The 18,263-nt window shown below is 69.4% G+C and carries 11 protein-coding genes; 6 read left to right on the top strand and 5 right to left on the bottom strand.

All coding sequences use genetic code 11. The features are described from left to right. Positions 1-196: 196 nt before the first annotated feature. Complete coding sequence (locus tag ADL15_RS28175) at positions 197-808, bottom strand: DUF3885 domain-containing protein (protein ID WP_449369309.1); 612 nt, start codon at positions 806-808, stop codon at positions 197-199. A 156-nt stretch (positions 809-964) separates the two neighbouring features. On the opposite strand from ADL15_RS28175, the gene ADL15_RS28170 reads away from it, so the two are divergent. Further along, on the top strand, positions 965-1,309 hold the full coding sequence (locus tag ADL15_RS28170) for a hypothetical protein (protein ID WP_067697480.1): 345 nt from the start codon (positions 965-967) through the stop codon (positions 1,307-1,309). A gap of 9 nt (positions 1,310-1,318) precedes the next feature. Here ADL15_RS28170 and ADL15_RS28165 read toward each other — a convergent pair whose 3' ends face one another. Further along, positions 1,319-1,924, bottom strand: a complete 606-nt coding sequence (locus tag ADL15_RS28165; protein ID WP_067697478.1) for a YdeI/OmpD-associated family protein — start codon at positions 1,922-1,924, stop codon at positions 1,319-1,321. 368 nt (positions 1,925-2,292) lie between these two features. Here ADL15_RS28165 and ADL15_RS28160 point away from each other — a divergent pair, with 368 nt between their 5' ends. Both ADL15_RS28160 and ADL15_RS28155 read left to right on the top strand, forming a co-directional pair. Continuing rightward, complete coding sequence (locus ADL15_RS28160; protein WP_157441653.1) at positions 2,293-10,509, top strand: DNRLRE domain-containing protein; 8,217 nt, start codon at positions 2,293-2,295, stop codon at positions 10,507-10,509. Between the two features lie 71 nt (positions 10,510-10,580). Next, positions 10,581-11,486, top strand: a complete 906-nt coding sequence (locus ADL15_RS28155; RefSeq protein WP_067697474.1) for a pentapeptide repeat-containing protein — start codon at positions 10,581-10,583, stop codon at positions 11,484-11,486. 104 nt (positions 11,487-11,590) lie between these two features. Here ADL15_RS28155 and ADL15_RS28150 read toward each other — a convergent pair whose 3' ends face one another. The 3 genes from ADL15_RS28150 to ADL15_RS28140 all read right to left on the bottom strand — a co-directional run bounded on the left by ADL15_RS28150 (position 11,591) and on the right by ADL15_RS28140 (position 14,595). Beyond that, positions 11,591-12,484, bottom strand: a complete 894-nt coding sequence (locus ADL15_RS28150) for an IS3 family transposase (protein ID WP_067697472.1) — start codon at positions 12,482-12,484, stop codon at positions 11,591-11,593. Then, the gene (locus ADL15_RS28145) at positions 12,481-12,783 is read right to left on the bottom strand and encodes a transposase (RefSeq protein WP_198171052.1); all 303 of its coding nucleotides are present in this window, start codon (positions 12,781-12,783) and stop codon (positions 12,481-12,483) included. The genes ADL15_RS28150 and ADL15_RS28145 overlap by 4 nt, the downstream gene beginning before the upstream one ends. A 387-nt stretch (positions 12,784-13,170) precedes the next feature. Continuing rightward, positions 13,171-14,595 carry a hypothetical protein gene (locus ADL15_RS28140; RefSeq protein ID WP_232344381.1) on the bottom strand — a complete coding sequence of 475 codons (1,425 nt, stop codon included), beginning with the start codon at positions 14,593-14,595 and terminating at the stop codon, positions 13,171-13,173. A 200-nt stretch (positions 14,596-14,795) separates the two neighbouring features. Between ADL15_RS28140 and ADL15_RS28135 the strand changes: the two genes are divergently transcribed. From ADL15_RS28135 to ADL15_RS28125, 3 genes are read left to right on the top strand one after another with little or no spacing between them, the layout of a single operon-like run. After that, positions 14,796-16,145, top strand: a complete 1,350-nt coding sequence (locus ADL15_RS28135) for a B12-binding domain-containing radical SAM protein (protein WP_067697466.1) — start codon at positions 14,796-14,798, stop codon at positions 16,143-16,145. Positions 16,146-16,158: 13 nt separating this feature from the next. After that, entirely contained in the window at positions 16,159-17,268 is a 1,110-nt protein-coding gene (locus ADL15_RS28130; RefSeq protein WP_067697464.1) for a radical SAM protein, read from the top strand. Further along, a complete protein-coding gene (locus tag ADL15_RS28125) occupies positions 17,265-18,245 on the top strand; it encodes an aminotransferase class I/II-fold pyridoxal phosphate-dependent enzyme (protein ID WP_067697462.1) in 981 nt (326 codons plus the stop codon). The genes ADL15_RS28130 and ADL15_RS28125 overlap by 4 nt, the downstream gene beginning before the upstream one ends. Positions 18,246-18,263 lie beyond the last annotated feature (18 nt).

Here is an 18,263-nt window from a genome sequence, read left to right as displayed (position 1 = left end):
TAGGAACAGGCAGCGTCCCGGCCGCGTACTGCCGTCGAGCGGTGATGTACGCGATGCCGGTCGACGACGCCCACTCCTTCAAGTTCACATGAGCATCATGGCTGCCTTAACAGCGCCAAAGATGCTCAACACGCCAGCAGTTAGCTACCCCTTTTTTCGTACGCCGTGAAGGCGCCGTGATGCCCCTCATCACGGCTTACGTTGCCGGCGAAGTCGGTACTGCCCAGTCGGCATGTGCGGCCGCGAGCTGATCGCGGGCCCCGGCGTCCGGGGCGAACACCTCAGCGCCGCCGTCATAGGGGTGGTAGGCCCACGTGCCGGTGTCGCCGAACAGCATGACGTCGTCGGTCATGTCGTCGGCCACGCAGAGCAGAAGCTGGTCGAGCGCCGGATCGCGCTGGTCCAGCTGCGAAACGTAGTGGTGTTGCCAGGAGGGAAAGCGCGGGCCCGTCGACAGGTCATCACTACGCCAGTGCACAGCGTCAGGCGTAGTGGAGGCCACCGCGCTGTCGCGTGGTGGCGGCTGTGAAGCTGCCGACCAGGAGCAGGTGACCGCGGTCAGCAATCCATCGCCCGAGCCGAGGCCCCTGAAGATCGCTGTCAAGAGAACGTGATGCCGGCGCAGGATCTCCGCATGCTCGGAGTCTGAGGTCGCGTACCGCTTCCCTCCCGGGAGTGTGTAGAACCGAACCGACTGCCCCGAAAACCCTCGGCGCAGCACACGCGCCACAGGCGGGCAGCCAGGCCAGGAGGTGTCCCACGCCCGCCCCACTCGGGCGACGTCCACGGGATGTTGCCGGCTTCTCATGGCACGCGAACCTAATCGGCGTTGATGTCCAGGCACAGCGAATTCTCGCTCTCGCAAGTCGGTCCAGCGGCGAGGCGATCGCGGCGGCGTCTCGCGGCTTCCCTGCATCCGGCCGCCGCCACGCAGGTAGCGGGAGTGGTCAAATAGGCTGACCTCGTGGAACAGCCAGGCGCCATTTTCGTCGCCGCTTTCGTGCGGAGCGTCGCCGTGCTTGCGCTGGAAGCCGACGCCCAGGTCGCTTGGCTCGGCGAGAAGGGCTTCCCGCTGGTGGACGAGCTGGCGCTGGAGTTCGACGATGGGTTCCGGCTGGTACCGACCTTCGTCGAGCGTGGCTGGTTGAACGCCGCGGTGCTGCCCGCGCTGACCGAGATCGACCAGAACCTCAGTTCCATGAGCGGACAGCACAACGCCGGCCTGTGGCACGTCGAGGCCTTGGCCGGGAGAACGGAATGGGATCAGGTCAGGGCGTCGGCAAGGACGGCATTGGCTCTCCTGGCCTGACCGCACGGATCACGGCGCGGTCGGGGGCTTGGCCTTCTGTGGGTAGATCGTCTCGTGGCGGGCCAGCATGGCGACGAACTCGACGATCTTCCGCTCGCGGGTCTCCACCCGCTTGACGCCGTTGACCCGGTGGACGAGAGCGAACAGATTCGCCTTGGTGAGCACGTCGAACATGGCTTGCGCGGCCGGAACTGCGGCGATCGCGGCGAGCAGGTCGGCCGGCGCCTCGACCTCCGACGACGGGGCGTAGGCCGCCGCCCACCGCCCATCCGCTTTCGCGGCGTCCACTGCGGCGCGGCCGGTGGGCTGCATCCGCCCCGCCGCTTCCAGCCGGGCCACGTGGGTGACGTTGCGCTGTGACCAGACGCTGCGGGCCCGGCGCGGGGTGAACCGGATCCACGAGCTCTCGTCATCCCGTTTCCGGGCCTGCCCGTCGATCCAGCCGAAGCACAGTGCCTCGTCGACCGCCTGCTGCCAGGTCAGCGTGGTGACGGTGCCGCCCTTCTTGGTCAGGGCCAGCCAGACACCGGGCACCGTGGCGTGGTTGACCGACAACCACGCACGCAGCTCGTCCGCGTCCGCAACGATCAACTCATCCAGCTCGGCGCTCACCATGAGGGCAGGCTAACCGACGCGCAGTGGCCCCTCGGCCGCGTGTTCCATCTCCACCGGGCTCATCTCGTGCCGCTCGGCCTCATGTGCGGCGGTGTCCGGGCATCGTCATTTTCGGTCAGCGGGTGCGCCTCATTGGGCTGGCGCCTAGAAACAGCCGGCGGGCCGAGCGAACCCGCTCGCCGGCGAGAGGGCGCAGGTCAGCAGGCAAGCGTGCCATATTGATGTTCATTTATGTTAAAGCGATCGATAGTTATCACTGCGTTCTCTACGCTTGACGACTGGCCGCCCCGGGAGCGGGGGCTCGTTGACACGGAGGACGCGGCATGCATCAACGGCATCACCATGCGCTCAGGTATCGATGGCTATCGATGTTAATGGTTCCGGTGCTGGTCACCGGTGTGATCGCCCAGCCGGAGACGGCGGCGGCAGCGCCGAAGAAGGACCGTCACGTGCAACCCCGGGGCAACGCCGGCTGGAAGGCCGCCAAGACCCCGAAGTCCACGACCACCGCCTACAAGAAGCCGTCCGACAAGGGCGGCACCCCGACCCTCAAGCCGGATCCGCGCGCCAAGCGCGTCAAGGAGCTCGCCGACCGCCGGACCGCGACCACCGCGTCGTACACGATGTCGGACGGCAGCGTGCAGCAGGAGATCTCCGCGCTGCCGGTGAACTACCGGGACGGCAAGGGCGCCTGGCAGAAGATCGACCCGAGCGTGAAGACCGTCTCGCACGGGGCGTTCACGGCGGGCGCCGAGGGCAACACGTTCCACACCTACTTCTCGCCGGACGCCGGGCAGCTGCTGCGCATCGAGCGGGGCGGCGCGTCCGTGCAGGTCGCCGCGGACGGCGCGGCCATCACGGCGCCGAAGATCGCGAAGGACTCGGTCACCTACCCGGACGCCTATCCCGGCGCTGACCTGCGCTATCAGGTCGGCCCCGAAGGCGTGCAGAAGTCGATCGTGCTGGCGAAGGCCCCCGCGGGCGACCGGTCCTACCGCTACACGATCACGGTCGGCGGCGGCCTCGTGCCGCGGCAGGTGGCCGGCGGCGCGATCGAGTTCCGGGCCGGCGAGTCCGGGACTCCCGTCTTCACGATCCCGGCCCCCTACATGGCAGATTCCAAGATCGACAAGACGTCACCGTACGGGCATGTGTCCAGCACCGCGGTCACGCAGAGCATGACGGTCGACGCCGTGACCGGCGCCGTGCACGTGACCGTGCGGCCGGACGCGGGCTGGCTCGCCGACGCGGCCCGGGTCTACCCGGTGACGATCGACCCGACCATCGTGGTGGCACCGACCCCGTCGGCCGCCGCGAACACGATGATCCTCGCGGACGGCCCGGCGGCGAACTACAGCACGTCGTGGCGCCTGTCGGTCGGCACGACGGCCACCGGCCCCACCCGTACGCTGATAAAGATCCCGCTGCCGGCGGTCCCGGCCGGAACCACCGTCGCCTCGGCGGACCTGCGGCTCTACTACGACCAGACGTTCACCACCGGCGCGAACAGCGTGCCGATGCAGGCGCTGCAGGCGAACGCGGCGTGGAGCGCGGCGACCGCCACCTGGAACAGCGCCAAATCGATCGGCGGACCGGTCGCCGGCACCGCCACCAAGAAGGCGAACACGCTCGGCGCCTGGGTGGACTTCCCGGTCACCTCGGCCGTGCAGTCCTGGGTGAACGGCAGTCCGAACAACGGGTTCGTGCTCAAGGCCACCGACGAGTCCACGCTGAACCAGGGCGGTCCCCGCTTCGAGGGTTCGATCTACGCGTACGGCGGGGAGACCGTCACCTACCCCAAGCTGGTCCTCACCTACGGGGTGCCCGGGGTGGCGGTGAACCCGCCGGCGGTCGTGCACGCCACCGGCGCCGAGCTGTCCTGGCCGGCGTATGCCAACACGACCGGTGACACGGCGAACGACCTCGCCGAGTACCAGGTGCACCGCAGCGTCCAGCAGAGCTTCACGCCGGGCGCGAGCACCCTGGTCTCCCCGGTGACGTCGGGCGCGACCGGTTTCGCCGACTCGACGGCCGTCCCGACCCCGGCGGACAGCTCCGACCCGTACGGTAATGCGTTTTATTACATGGCGGTGGTGAAGACCAAGGGCGGAAAGCTCATCCCGGGCCCGACGCAGCTGGTCCGGCTGCCGAAGGCGGGCCGGACCACGCTGCTGCTGCCGGCGGCCGCGGCGACCACGTTGTCGTCCAGCCAGCCGGGCGCGGTCCTGAACACCCTGACCGACGGCGGCGTCGCCCAGCCGTGGTTGTCGGTCGGCGACAACTCCGCGACCTACGGGGTGACCCGCTCGGTCCTCGACTTCGGCGCCCTTCAGGGGATCCCGGCCGGTGCCCGGATCGTCGACGCGCACCTGAAGCTGTGGCAGGAGACGACGACCACGACCAGTGCCGGCGCGGTCTACGAGCTGCACGGGCTGACCCGCTCGTTCACCGGCAAGCAGGCCACCTGGAACACCGCCGCCACCGGTACGGCGTGGAGCTCGGCCGGTGGTGACTTCACCGCGGCGGCCGCCGGTACCGTCTCCGGGCTGACCAACGACCCGAACCGGCAGAACCTGGACGCCACCGCGGTCGTGCGGGGCTGGCTCGGCGACGCCGGGTCCAACCACGGCCTGCTCGTCAAGCTCAAGGACGAGACGTCGGCCGCGCCGCAGGAGCGCACCGTGTTCGCCGGCCCGGCCACCGAGGAGCCGCGGCTCGCCCCGCAGCTGGTGCTCAGCTATCTGGACCGGTCGACGGACGCCACCTACTACGCGCCGTCCACGCCGGAGCAGCTGGTCGGCGGCGGCGAGTACACCGCACCCGTCACGATCAACAACACCACCGACGTGACCTGGGCGGCGGGCAGCCAGGTGCTGACCTATCACTGGACGCTGCCCGACGGCACCGAGGCCACCGACGCGTCCAACCAGGTCCGGACCGCGCTGCCGGCGGATCTCGCGCCCGGCGCCACGGTGACCCTGAACGCGAAGATCGTCGCTCCGACGCCGGCGAGCGGCAACGACGCCGAGGGCTACGCGCTGGCCTGGGACATGCTCGACACCGGCAGCGGCACGTACCTGTCGGCCTCGGCCGGGGTGAGCGCGCTGGCGCAGCCGGTCAGCGTCGACCCGTCCGGCAACAACCAGCTCGGCCTGGAGAGCTTCTACCAGTACACGACCACGCCGGCCGGGTCCGGCTCGACGATCTCCACGAACCTCTCGTCGGGCAACTCGGTGTTCAACTACGACCTGTTCGCGAACCCGTCGCGCGGTTTCACCACGTTGCTGCGGATGACCTACAACTCCAGTTCGACGATCGACGCGGACTCCGGGTACGGCTGGACCATGCAGGCGTCCGCGCCGATGCGGGTGGGTCAGCCGCTGGACTTCTTCCCGATCGTCAACCCACTGACGGTGACCATGGTCGACGGCACCGGCAACGCGCACCGGTTCGTCCGGGACGTGGGCGCGGGCGTCTGGCGGGCGCCGCCGGGCGTGCACCTGTACCTGCAGCAGCTGGTCAACTGTGGCCTGACCACGGAGAACGCCCGCGCCTGGTCGATGACCCGGCCGGACCGGACGGTGTACTACTTCGACTGTGCCGGCTACCCGACGGCGCAGGTGGACGCGAACGGCAACGAGGCCGACTTCACCTACGCGTCGCGCCAGGCGCTGGGCCGGCCGACCCGGTTCCTCACCTACATCACCGACCCGGTCGCCCGGCAGACGCTGACGGTGAACTACTACGCCCGGGGCGAGGCCTACTCGTACGTCGACGGCGCGGGGAACCTGGTCGCCGCGACCAACCTGACCGACCCGCAGATCATCGACCACGTCAAGTCGGTCAGCGACGTCTCCGGCCGGACCGTCGCGTTCTACTACACCCCGCAGGGCCTGCTCGGACGCCTGGTGGACGGTGCCGGGGACGCTGCCGCGAAGACGTTCAAGTTCAGCTACACGCCGACGTTGCTCAACGTCAAGCTGGTGGCGGTCACCGATCCGCGCGGGGCCACCAGCCGGATCGCGTACCGGCCGAGCCTGTCGGTGTTCGGCGGGCGCACCGACGCGGTCACCGACCGGCTCGGCAAGGCCACCCAGTTCGCCTACCAGGTGCCCGGGTCGGTGGCCGGCGCGGTGCAGCAGACCACGGCCACCGACGCGAACAACCATCGGTACGTCTTCCAGATCGACGTGGCCGGCCGGATGATCCAGCAGGTCAACCCGCTCAACCAGCGGACCCAGCTGACCTGGGACGGCGACAACAACGTCGCCACGCTGACCGAGAACAACGGGGCCAGGACCACCTGGACGTACGACCAGGACACCGGCTACCCGATCAGCGTGACCGACGCGGCCGGCACCGGCACGGCCCGGTACGCGTACCGGTTCGCGCTCGCCGGGCACGTCGCCGACCTGGTGGATCAGGTCTCCGCGGCCGGGCGCCGATGGCACTACACCTACGACGACTTCGGCAACGTGCTCACCGCGCAGGCACCGAACGGCACCGCGGCGGGGTCGGGTTTCGTCACCACGTACGCCTACGACGCGTACGGCGGGCTGATCAGCACCACCGACGCGAACAACCACACCACCGCCTACAGCTACTACCTGCCGCTGCCGGTCACCGTCTACGAGCCGACCGGCCAGCCGCGTTCGATCACCAGCCCGGAGGGCGGGGTCGCCCGGCTCGCCTACGGCCCGCGCGGTGAGGTGGCCTCGGTCACCGACCCGCTGGGCAACGTCGCGACGCAGAACTACGACGTGTTCCTGCGTGACCTGGACGCCAAGGTGCCCAAGGACCAGGCGGGCGACGTCTACCTCACCTATCCGGCGCCGGTCTACGACGCGAACGACAACGTCACCACGGCGACCGCGGCGAACGGCGCGGTCAGCACGGCGGTCTACGACGCGGCCGACCGGACCACGTCGAGCACGCTGCCGCCCGACACCGGCACGACGGCGGCCCGGATCGTGAAGTTCACCTACGACGCGGTCGGCAACCAGCTGACCAGCACGTCGCCGAACGGCAACGCGTCGACGGTCACCTACGACGCGGCCGATCAGCCGGTCACGGTCACCGACGCTCTCGGTGGCAAAACCATCACAGGGTACGACGGTGTCGGCAACAAGGTGCAGCTCACCGACCCGCTGCAGCACGTCTCCAAGGTCGGGTACGACGTCGACCACCGGCCGATCAGCACCACCGACGCGGCCGGCAACACCACCGCGACCACGTACGACGCGGATGGTCTGGTCCTGACCCGCACCGACCAGAACAAGGCCACGGCGTACTACTCGCTGGACGCGAACGGCCAGGTCACCCAGGTCCAGGTCCCGCACGTGAGCGGCGCCTTCAACACCACGCAGTACCGGTACGACCAGGTCGGCAACAACACCAGCGTGATCACCCCGAAGGGCGTGGCGTCGGGGGTGGCCGGGTCGTACACCCTGTCCGCCGAGTACGACAAGGACAACCGCCGGTCGAAGTCGTTCGGCGCCTACGACGCGTCCGCGGCGGCCGACTCGGTCTACGGCGCGGACAACCGGCCGGAGACCGACTACACCTACGACGCGGCCGGGCAGGTCACCAAGGTCAGCCAGATCAGCCGCAGCAAGGGCATCCCGGCCACGTCGACGACCACCACGTACGACTACTTCGACAACGGCTGGATCAAGCGGTCCACCGACCCGTTCCACATCGCCACCGACTACGACTACAACCCGCTCGGCCTGCAGACCTCCCGCAAGCTGACCGCCGCCGACGGCACCGCGGCCCGCCAGATGACCTGGGACTACCACCCGGACGGCAAGCTGGCCGGCTACCACGACGGCGGGCTGCCGGCCGGCTGGCAGTCGCAGATCCTGACCGCCGACTCGCCGAACACCTCGGCCGACCGGGGCTGGGAGGCGGGTCCCCGGGGCAAGGGCTTCGACGGCTCCACCTACTGGACCGGCACGATCAACACGTTCAGCTGGAACCCGACGATCCCGCAGGACGGCGACTACACCGTCTACGTCTGGTTCCCGGCCGACGTCGGCAAGGGGCCGGCCGGCTACTCGGTGAACGGGAGCGACCCGGTCTACCTCAACCAGGCAAGCGGCGGCGGGACCTGGGTGCCGCTGAGCAACCCGGCGACCGACGACGGCCAGTGGGCGCTCAAGGCCGGCACCGGGCAGAACATCGTGGTGCGGGCCAACGGCGACACGACGGTGGCCGACGCGGTACGGCTGGTCCGGGACAACTCCGGCGACCCCGGGCAGCAGCCGGTCACGGCGGCCTACACGTACGACCTCGACGGCAACCGGATCGACGTCGCCGACACCTCGCCGAACGCGCAGTTCGACCATTACCCGGCGACGTTCGACAAGCTCGGCCGGCCGACCCAGCTGCAGGAGAAGTCCGGCGACACGGTCAAGCACACGCTCACCTACGGCTACGACGCCGCGAGCAACCTGCTGACCCAGACCAACGACGCCGACGCCAACACCTACACGTACGACGTCCGCAACCTGCTCACCCAGGTGGTGACGAAGAAGGGCGCCGGGGACGCCGGGATCACCACGGCGTTCACCTACACCCCGGCCGGGCAGCGCGCGTCGCAGACCAAGGGCAACGGCAACAAGGTCGGGTACACGTACCACCTGGACGGCGCGCTCGCCACGATGAGCGAGCAGACCGGCGCCGGCGCCACGATCGCGGCGCACACCCTGACCTACGACCCGAACAGCAACGTCACCAAGGACGTCGGCGCGCTGCAGAACGCCGACGACCACAGTGCCCTGAACCGCACCGCCGACCGGGAGTACAGCCCGAACAACCAGATCACCAAGGTGACCAACTCGGACGGCAAGGACAACCAGACCTACGAGTACGACAGCGCCGGCAACATCATCCACCAGCTCGTCGACGACGTGGACGTGTTCTTCAACTACGACCGCGGCCGGATCTCGAGCTCCCAGGCGATCGTCGCGCCGCTGCCGGTCACCGGCGGCTACCAGTACGACACGCTGGGCCGACTCTTCGCGATCTCCAACCTGGCCGTGCTCGGCACCAACCTGGGCGCCGAGCAGCAGTACACCTACGACGGCTACGACAACCTCGTCACCCAGTCCAGCACCACCACGGACGGCAAGACGAAGAAGGACACCTACACGTACGACTCGCTGAACCGGGCCACCACCGAGAAGATCAGTCTCGGCGGCGAGCAGATCGGTCAGCAGAACTTCGACTACCTGGGTACGACCGGCGTCGTCAACGCCGAGCAGCGGCAGTACGCGGCCGGGGGCGGCGGGAGCACGACGTACGACTACACCCCGGGCGGGGAGCGGCTCGTGCTGCGCAACACCGCCCAGGGCACGCCGCCGGTCAACCAGACCGACTACTACACGTACAGCCCGCACCAGGACGTGGAGGCGCTGACCGGCTCGTCCGGCACGACCGACGCGACGTACGGCTACACCGCGTACGGCGCCCGGACCGATGCGCTCACCACCGGGCTGGACAAGACCGATGACGGGCTCACGTTCCCGTACAACAGTTACCGCTTCAACTCGGCGCGGGTGTCGGTCGGCACCGGGAACCTGAACATGGGCGCCCGTACCTATAACCCGAACATCAACCAGTTCCTCAGCCGGGACTCCTACAGCGGCTCGGGCGCGGACACCGGACTGACCGGCGGCCGGTACGGCTTCGCCGGCGGCAACCCGATCAGCAACGTCGAACTGGACGGCCACAGCTGGCTCTCCGTGCTCGGCTCGGTCGCGGCCGGGGTCGGCATCTTCGCCGGCTGCGCCGCCCTGGGCCTGGCCACCGAGGGCCTCGGCCTGGTCCTCTGCGGCGCGGCCGCGGGACTGGGTGGCGGACTCACCGGCCAGGGCATCAGCTGTGCGCAGGGCGAGCAGGGCGCCTGTTCGGTGGGTGCCTTCGTGACCGCGGGCGTGGTCGGTGCGATCACCGGCGGGATCAGTGCCGGGGTGGGACTCGGCATCGCCGGGGCGCTGCCGCGGACGCTGCCCGGCTGGGCCTCACAGGCGATCGTCGGCCTCGGTGCCGGCGCCGCCGGAGGCGCCACCGACTACGGGCTGATGTGCGTGCAGTGCTCGTGGACCGGGCTGGCGCAGGCGACCGCGACCGGCGCGGCCATCGGCGGCGTGCTCGGCGGGGCGCAGGGCTTCGCGTACGGCCGGATCGGCATCGTCACGAACCTGGAGAATCGCTACTACGTCGCGAAGATCAGTGCCCGGCTCAAGGCGATCGTGGACCGTACGGTCGCCGACGTGGACGCCGGCCGGATCGAGATGAGTGCTCGCGAGCAGGCGCAGCGGTCCAGCACCCGGCTGGCCGAGGCGGGTCGCGGCAACGTCATCGACCGGGTCGCCAAGGAACGGGTGGCGGCCAACCGGTACCTGCGGACCAGGGTCTTCCAGGCGCGGCACTTCCCGCCGGAGAACGCGCCGGACTTCTGGAACCCCCACCTGCGGACCTGGTGGGACATGACGACGCCGGAACAGTGGGCGCAGCACGTGCAGGACTACGCCCGCAACTTCGGCAACGGCATCCTGCTGCCGACCCGCCCGCCCCGCTGAGTTCAGCCGGCCTGACTGAGGTGGGATGCTCGGACGACGAGTCCGGGCATCCCACCTCGAGGAGTTTCCTCATGGACCATCGAGCACGCTGGCTCACCGAGGACGGCCGGCAGACCGCCGCCAAGGTCCTGCGGCGGCTGTCCTGGCGCCGCTCCCTCGACGGGCTCGGACTGCCCACCGTGGACGGACGGATCGACCTGCGCGGCTTCGCCGTGGCCGAGCCCGGGTTCACCCCGGTACAGGCGGCCGGGCTGACCGTCGGCGTCACCGACCGCCCCCTCCCGGAGCTGCGGAAAGTCCGGCTGCGGGGCGTCGACCTGAGCGGGGCCCGGCTGCGGCACTTCACGCTGATCGACCCCCGGTTCGAGGACTGCCTGCTGCGCGGCGCCGACCTGACGAACTTCGGCGCCTGGCGCGGCTCGTTCGACCGCTGCGACCTCAGCGGCGCCACCATCACCGGCACGGTGCTCAGCGCCCGGCATCGCGGCACCGGCACCACCTGGCGTGACTGCACCTTCGACGACCTCACGATGACCGGTGCGCTCGTCGACGGCGCGACGTTCGAGCGGTGCACCTTCGACCGGACCCGGATCGCCGAGATGTTCTTCAAACGCTGCGTCTTCACCGCGTGCCGGATGAGCGGCGAACTCGAGGACGTCACGTTCGTCGGCCCGGCCGCGCTGACCGATCTGGATCTGCGCGGCTGCCGCCTGGTCGACGTATCGTTCACCGGCATGCGGCTCTCCGGCGTCCAACTGCCGGCCCGCGATTCCCTCACGGTAGTCCCGGACGCCACCGGCATCCTGGCCCGCTTGCAGGCGGCGGGCCATCCCGAACTCGACTTCTGGGTCGGCTACCAGCTACAGCACCACACCCCCGGCGACGACCTCTACCTCGACTACGACTCCCTGCAGGCCATCGTCGGCGCCACCGGCACCACCTTGATCCGCGACGCCGTCCGCCGCCCCGCCGACTGACCGCCACTCCCGGGCCCGGCAGCGTCCCAGTTACCCGGCGGGTCATGACCGGAAAGTAGCCTGGGCTTGACCCGCTTTAACGGACAGGGTCGATGAGTTGATCTTCAAGCTGCCTTGAGGGCGGGTAGCGGGCGGGCAGTGGTGCCGGCTTCGTAGGCGGCGGGGCTGCGGTGGCCGAGGCTGGAATGTCGGCGGCGGGTGTTGTACCAGCCTTCGATGTACTCGAATATGGCCTGGCGGGTTGCCTTGTGGGTGGGCCACGCCTGACGGTGCAGCAGTTCGGTCTTGATGGTGGCGAAGAACGATTCAGCGACGGCGTTGTCCCAGCACTGCCCGCGCCGCCCGACCGACAGCCGGACCTTGTGAGCGGCGGCGAGTTTGGCGTGCTGGTCGCTGGTGTATTGACAGCCGCGGTCGGAATGGAAGACGAGACCATCGACGGGCCGGCGCCGGGCCAGTGCGTCGGACAGTGCGGCGTCGACCAGGTCGGTCTTGAGGTGGTCGGCCACCGCCCAGCCGACGACCCGGCGTGAGGCCAGGTCGATGACGGTGGCCAGGTAGAGCCAGCCCTGCCACATGTTGATGTAGGTGATGTCGCCGCACCAGCGGGTGTCGACCGCCCTCGCGTCGACGGCGAAGTCTCTACCGACCAGATCCGGACGCTTGCCGGCGTTCGGGTCCGGGGTGGTGGTGTTGCTCCACCGGCGCGGGCACCTGCCCGCGATCCCGACGGCCCGCATCAACCGGGCCACCCGTTTACGGCCGTGCCGCAGGCCGGCGTCGACGAGTTCGGCGTGCACCCGCGGCGCCCCGTAGGTGCCCTTCGACACGACGTGCACCGCCGTGATCCGCTCGGTCAGGTGTGTGTCGACCCGGTCGCGTTCGGACCGGCGGTCGCGGGTGTAGTAGGCGGATCGGGAGACCTTGAGCAGTTCGCAGGCACGTTTAACGTTGTCCTTGCCGGCCTGCTCCGCGGCGATGAACGGGTACACGTTCACCGGATCTCCTTCGCGAAGAAAGCCGTCGCTCGTTTCAGGATCTCGACGTCTTCCTGTAGACGCCGGTTCTCCTGCCGCAGCCGGGCCAGTTCGGCTCGCTCATCCGACGTGAGCCCGTCCGACCGGGTGCCGGCGTCGAGCTCGGCCTGCTTGACCCAGTCCCGCACCGCGGTCTCGGTCAGATCAAAATCCTGGCTGACCTGCCGGATCGTCCGATCGCCCCGCTGGCACAACTCCACGATCTCGGCCTTGAACTGGGGCGTGAATGCACGCCGAGGCCGAGGCCGTTTCTTACCCACGCTCTCCATGATGCTGGACATCCTCCCGGAGACCCCACGTCTCCTGATCTTGGATGTCCGTCAAAACGGGGCAGGCCCAGCCTCCCGGACCATCCGCCGCAGTTTCTCCAAGCTGATGGAGGTCCTCGCAGACGTCACCGCCGCAGCGAAACGAATCCGATCCGCGACATCATGGCCCCGGGTGAACAGCGGCCACCGCTGCCCCATCAGGGCACCCGCACAGCCCGAACCGAGTCCGCCCGCTGTTCGCCCGATTCGTTGCCGCCGCCACCGCTCGCGGGCGATGTCCGCAACGGGGACGGTCGACGGCCTGGACAGGGCGGCGGAGCCCGGCATGGCGGCGACCAGGCTGCGGAGACGTTGCGTGTCGTAGGGCGGAGTTACCCATCAGGGTAGAACAGCGCGCAGGTCGCGCAGCAGGGTTCGTGCGGCTGGAGAGCGGCGGGCGGCTGGTTCGACTTCGGCGGTTACGCGGTGCAGCAAGGCGACGCTGCGAGCGGAGCTGACCACGGGGAGTCGCGTCATGGCGAGGCGGGTGGCTTCGATCGAGCGACCGAGGTCGTCTGTGGTGGAGGTCGGCTTGTTCTGTCGCAGAGCGGCAAGATGGGCAAGGCTGAGCCAGGCGCCGTGGCGTAGCGCTGAGCGTTGCGGTGCGGCGTCGCGCGGGGTGTAAGCACGCGCGTGCAGCAAGCGAGTCGCCCGGCCCAGCAGTTCGGTTTGTTGCCGGGGAAGGTGCTCGGCGAGTACCACGAGACCGCGTCCCGCGATGGCGTCGAGTTCGACGCGGTCGATATAGCCGGCCCATGGTGGCCCGGGTTCGTCATCGGGCTCGTTCTGGATGCTGAGAGTTTGTTCGTGCATGTGGTTGAAGCCGGTGAGGTCGCCGGCCGCGGCGTAGGCGAGGGTGCTGCGGGCGGCGACCAGCGATCGGACCACGGGTGCTGTTCGACGGCTGGCCTGCTGGGCCGCGTTGGCCAGTTGCAGCGCGTCGAGGGGGTGCCCGCGGTCGGCAGCTTGGTTGGACATCAGGGCCAGAATGCTGGCGGTCAGCGCGGGGTCGGCCGCGGCGTGGGCAGCGCGGAGGGCGATCAGGTACCAGCGTTGGGCGAGGCCGTCGTCGGTAGCGTCGAAGGCCATGAATCCGCTGGTCTGGGCGAGCTGGGCCAGGGCTGCGGCGAGTTGGCGGCCGGTCTCGGCATCGTAGGAGGCGCGTCTTAGGAGCCGGGCGAGGGCGATGAATTGGTCGGCGACGTAGCCACGCGCGGCGCCGCCTTGCTGGTCGTCGAGTTCTTGAGCCTGGGTGACGATGCCGGCGATCACTTTCAGCAGGGGTGGGGTGACTCGTCCGGCCTCGTCGGCTGCTGATCTCAGGATGGGTGCCGATTGGTCAAGGACGGCCCAGGCCGGGCCGGTGATCGCGGCGCCGGTCACCGCGAGAACAGTGCGGCGGGTGGGCACGGGTTCCCCCAGAAGGCTGAGCAGGCCAGTTGCGTCCCAGGGTAGATCGCTACCGTGATCGGCGCTCAGTGGCGCAGGCCCGCGGGTCCGTGGCCGGCCCCACACCTGCTCGTAGGTGACCTCCGTGCTCAAAGCCCCGGCCAAGACCTGGACGACCAGGTCGGGAACGTCGCCGTGCGGTAGCTCGCCGCCGCGCATCCACCGGTAGGGGGTCTTCTCGTGGATGTGGCGATTGGAACCGCTGCGCTCCAGCGCCGTGTTGAGTCGCCGGGCCAGAGTTTCAGGCCGCAATCCGGCGCGGTGCAACAGCTCGATCAGGCTGTTGTTGGCCTGCGGTGGGGGTTCCTCGGCCACGATTCACTTCCTCTGATGGAACGGCCTGTTTCGATCCGGCGTGTCCAGTGCAGACGGTAGCGGTTCACGCCTAGGGGTGGGGGGAACCGCACCAACCGCACCACCAGCCACCGGGGCGCACCAAGAACACCGACGCTGGACCTGCCGCTGCTGCGGCTGCGAGACCAAGGTCGAAGGATGTGTGCGACAGGAGTTTCGCGGTGATCCGCGGCGTGTGGTTCTTCCAGCCGCGGACCATGGCAAAGGCGAACTACGCTAACGCCGGCGGCAAGGAACAGACGTGGACGCCGTGGTGGGCGTGCTACCTGGCCCCGGCCGCCGTTGCGGCCGGCTTGGACGCGCATCTGATCGACGCGCGAACCGACGGCGGCTGGCGGGCCCGCCTTCAGGCGCTCGGCGCCGGTGACGTCCTGGCGGTCACCGCGCTGACCGGTGCGGCGCTGCGGGATGCGCTGGAAGCCTCGGCGATCGCCCGGGACCGGGGCGCGTACGTGGTGTGGGGCGGTCCGCACGCCACGTTGTTCCCTGCCGAGACGCTCGCGCAGTCACCGGCACATGCCGTGATCCCGGGCACCGGTGGGTTCCCGGGCCTGGCGTTGCTGCTAGCCCGGCTGACCGGCACAGCGGGGCTGCCGGGTCCGGACGAACCGCGGATCCTGGTCAAGGGCGGAGACCTGGTCACTGTTCCGCGATTCGGCGGCCACGGGACAGGCCTGACCATCGCCGCCGAGGATCCGGACCCGTGGTTGGACCTGATCACCGATTGGGAGCCCTACGTCAACGCGGACGAGGCCATCGACGCGCGCACCATGAGTTTCGTGACGTCGGAAGGATGTCTGCGCCGGTGCACATTTTGCACCGAGCCGCAGACGTCCGGGCGTTCCTGGTACACCCACCCGGTAGAACGGTCGGTGGAGGTCCTGGCCGAGATGGCCCGGCGGGCGCGAGCCGGCGGGATCAAGCTTCATGATCCGAACTTCTTTCACGACCCTGTGCGAGCGATGGCGTTCGCGGAGCGGTTCCGCTCCCGGGTCGGAGCGCGGTGGGCGTCGAGCCTGCATCCCGCGGACCTGCAGGCGATGCCCGATGCCCAGCTGCGGGCATCGGCGGACGCCGGGTTGTGCCGGGTGTTGATCGGGATGGAGACCCCGGTCCCGGAGCTGATCCGCCTGTCGAACAAGAGGTACGACCCCGCCGGGATCGAGACGATGGTGCGCCGGCTGACCGCCGCGGGGATCCGCGGCATGTTCACGTTCATTGTCGGCTGGCCGGACGCCGATCCCGGCCACTACCAGCAGACGATCGACTGTGCGTTCGCGATCAAGCACCTCGACCCGCGACATCAATGCGAGATCCACTTTTTGGAGCCGTGGCCGGGCACCCCGATCGCGAAGATGCTGGCCCGTCGCGGCCTGCAACATCCGACGACGCTGTCCGGATGGGCCGACGTCGACTACTACCAGGCCCAGATCCCCGGCCTGCACGATCCGGCATACACCGAGATCATCCGTGCCGCGAACCGAAACCTCTCCCCTTACATCGATGCGTGAGGCGGCATTTGTGATGGCTGAACTCCTGTTGTCCCGGCCGGATCCCAAGCCGGCGGAAAACCTGCGGTTCCTGCGCGCGGCGGTCGCGCACCAATGCAACCTGAACTGCCTGTACTGCCCGAAGGCAGCGGGTATGGAGAACCACGTGCCCGCCGGTCTGCGCGGCAACCGGCTCTCCACCGCCGACTACATCCGTGCGCAACGCGCGGTGGCCGCTTCGGGAATCGTCAACGCGGTTGCCTGGACCGGCGGCGAACCGACGCTGCGGTCTGACCTGCCGGCGATCGTCGAGGCCGGGCGCCGTGACTTCGCGCGCACCGAGATGACCACCAACGGCCTTCACCTACCCGACATGTTCGACAGGCTCGCGCCGCACCTGGACCTGCTGAAAGTCTCGCTGGATGCCGCCGATCCCGGTCTGGCCCAGCAGATCACCCAGGGCAAGCCGGAGGACTTCGGCCGGGCACTGACCGCGATCCGGCTCGGCCTGGAGGCCGGGCTGCCCGTCGGGGTGAACGTCGTGGTGATGCGCCGCACCGTCGAGCAGATCCCGGCCATCATCGCGCTCGTCGCCGACCTGCACGCCGACGTCGGCCGCGGCACCGTCTACATCTCGCTGCTCGACCTGTACTACACGCCGTCGACCAGAGATTTCTGGCGATCCGAGTTCGTCGCGATGGACACGATCACCGATCGGCTCGCCGACCTGCTCGGCCCGCCGATCGAGCAGTTCCGCAAGGGCTGCGTCATCCGCTGGTTCGACTCGGGCGGCCTGCAAATCCGCATCAAGGACAGCCACGAGTCCACCTTCCGCGGCGAACGGTGCACCAACTGCCCGGTCTATTGCCAGGAGGGCTTCTACGGGCTGAAATTGTCCGTCGAGGGATGGGTGACCCCGTGCCCGAACGGTGACGAACGCAACGGCGTGCACCTGGCGGCCGACCTCGACGACCAGCAGATGGCGACCCGCGTGGCACCGCTGACCCGGGAACTGGCCGACACCCGCCTGGTCGACGGATCGTTCGCCACGTTCCTGGACCGTCACGACCTCGACCTCGACCTGACCCGCTCCCCGGCCCGGCCGCTGCTGCCACTGACCGTCGCCCCGGCGGCCCGGCCGTGACCACCACGGACGTCCTACGGACCGCTCCGGCCGCACTGGCAGCAATCCGCGACTGCCCGGATCCCGGGCTGGCGCCGGAACCGGAATCCGAAACCCTGCGGGCCACGCTGGCCGCCCAATACGCCGTCCCACAGACCGCTGTGCGGGTCGGGCCTGGCAGCGCCGCGCTGTTACACGCCGTGATCGCCCGGCAGGCACCGCACGCCGGCGGGATCGTCTGTTCCACCGGATCGTGGCCGCCCTACCGGCAGATCGCCGTGGACTACCTGCTGAACACCCGGACGATCCCGCTCCGCGGGGGCTACCACCACGACCTGGCCGCGATCGCTGTGGCGTGTTCGGGCCATACCCGGCTGGTCATGCTCGACAGCCCGCACTCGGGCACCGGCACCACCGTCTCGGTGGCCGAGGTCGTCGAGTTGGCTGCCCGGCTCGGCCCGGACGCCGCAGTGGTGTTCGACAACGCGTACGGCGATTACCAGGACGACGACCTGACCGCCGCGATCGGCGACGCAATCAACGCCCGAGCCCGGATCCTGGTCACCCGCACGTTCTCCAAGGCGCATCAACTGTTCGGGCTGCGGGTCGGCTACGTGCTGGCGCATCCCGAAGTCATGCGCACCCACGGGCCGCTCGTAGGCCGCTACGACGTCAGCCGGCTCGGCCAGCTAGCTGCCGCGGCCAGCCTCAACGACCCGGACACCGTGGCCACCAACTGCTCGATCATCCGGCGCCGGCGGGCCGCGGTGACCGACCTGCTGACCGCCGCCGGCGTGACCGTCGCCCCGAGCCAGGGCCACGCGGTGCTGTTCACCTGCGTGCAGGCGGACAAGACCGCCGCGCTCCTGCGCGAATCCGGGCTGAGCGCGACTGCCCTGACCGAACCAGGACTCGACGGGCACCTGAGCCTGCGCGTCGACGACACCGACCTCGACACGCTGCGCGCCGCCCTCACCGCCGTTCACCAGCAACTCTGACCCACCACTCCGGAAGGA

This window comes from Actinoplanes awajinensis subsp. mycoplanecinus, from assembly GCF_001509495.1.
In the GTDB taxonomy this organism is placed as follows: domain Bacteria; phylum Actinomycetota; class Actinomycetes; order Mycobacteriales; family Micromonosporaceae; genus Actinoplanes; species Actinoplanes palleronii.
This window is presented reverse-complemented; position numbering and strand designations above follow the sequence as displayed.

What these genes read in the sequence shown, in the direction of transcription:
- ADL15_RS28175 (WP_449369309.1), bottom strand. Translation starts at nt 808, where the DNA reads ATGAGAAGCCGGCAACATCCCGTGGACGTCGCCCGAGTGGGGCGGGCG.
- ADL15_RS28165 (WP_067697478.1), bottom strand. Translation starts at nt 1,924, where the DNA reads ATGGTGAGCGCCGAGCTGGATGAGTTGATCGTTGCGGACGCGGACGAG.
- ADL15_RS28160 (WP_157441653.1), top strand. Translation starts at nt 2,293, where the DNA reads ATGTTAATGGTTCCGGTGCTGGTCACCGGTGTGATCGCCCAGCCGGAG.
- ADL15_RS28155 (WP_067697474.1), top strand. Translation starts at nt 10,581, where the DNA reads ATGGACCATCGAGCACGCTGGCTCACCGAGGACGGCCGGCAGACCGCC.
- ADL15_RS28130 (WP_067697464.1), top strand. Translation starts at nt 16,159, where the DNA reads ATGGCTGAACTCCTGTTGTCCCGGCCGGATCCCAAGCCGGCGGAAAAC.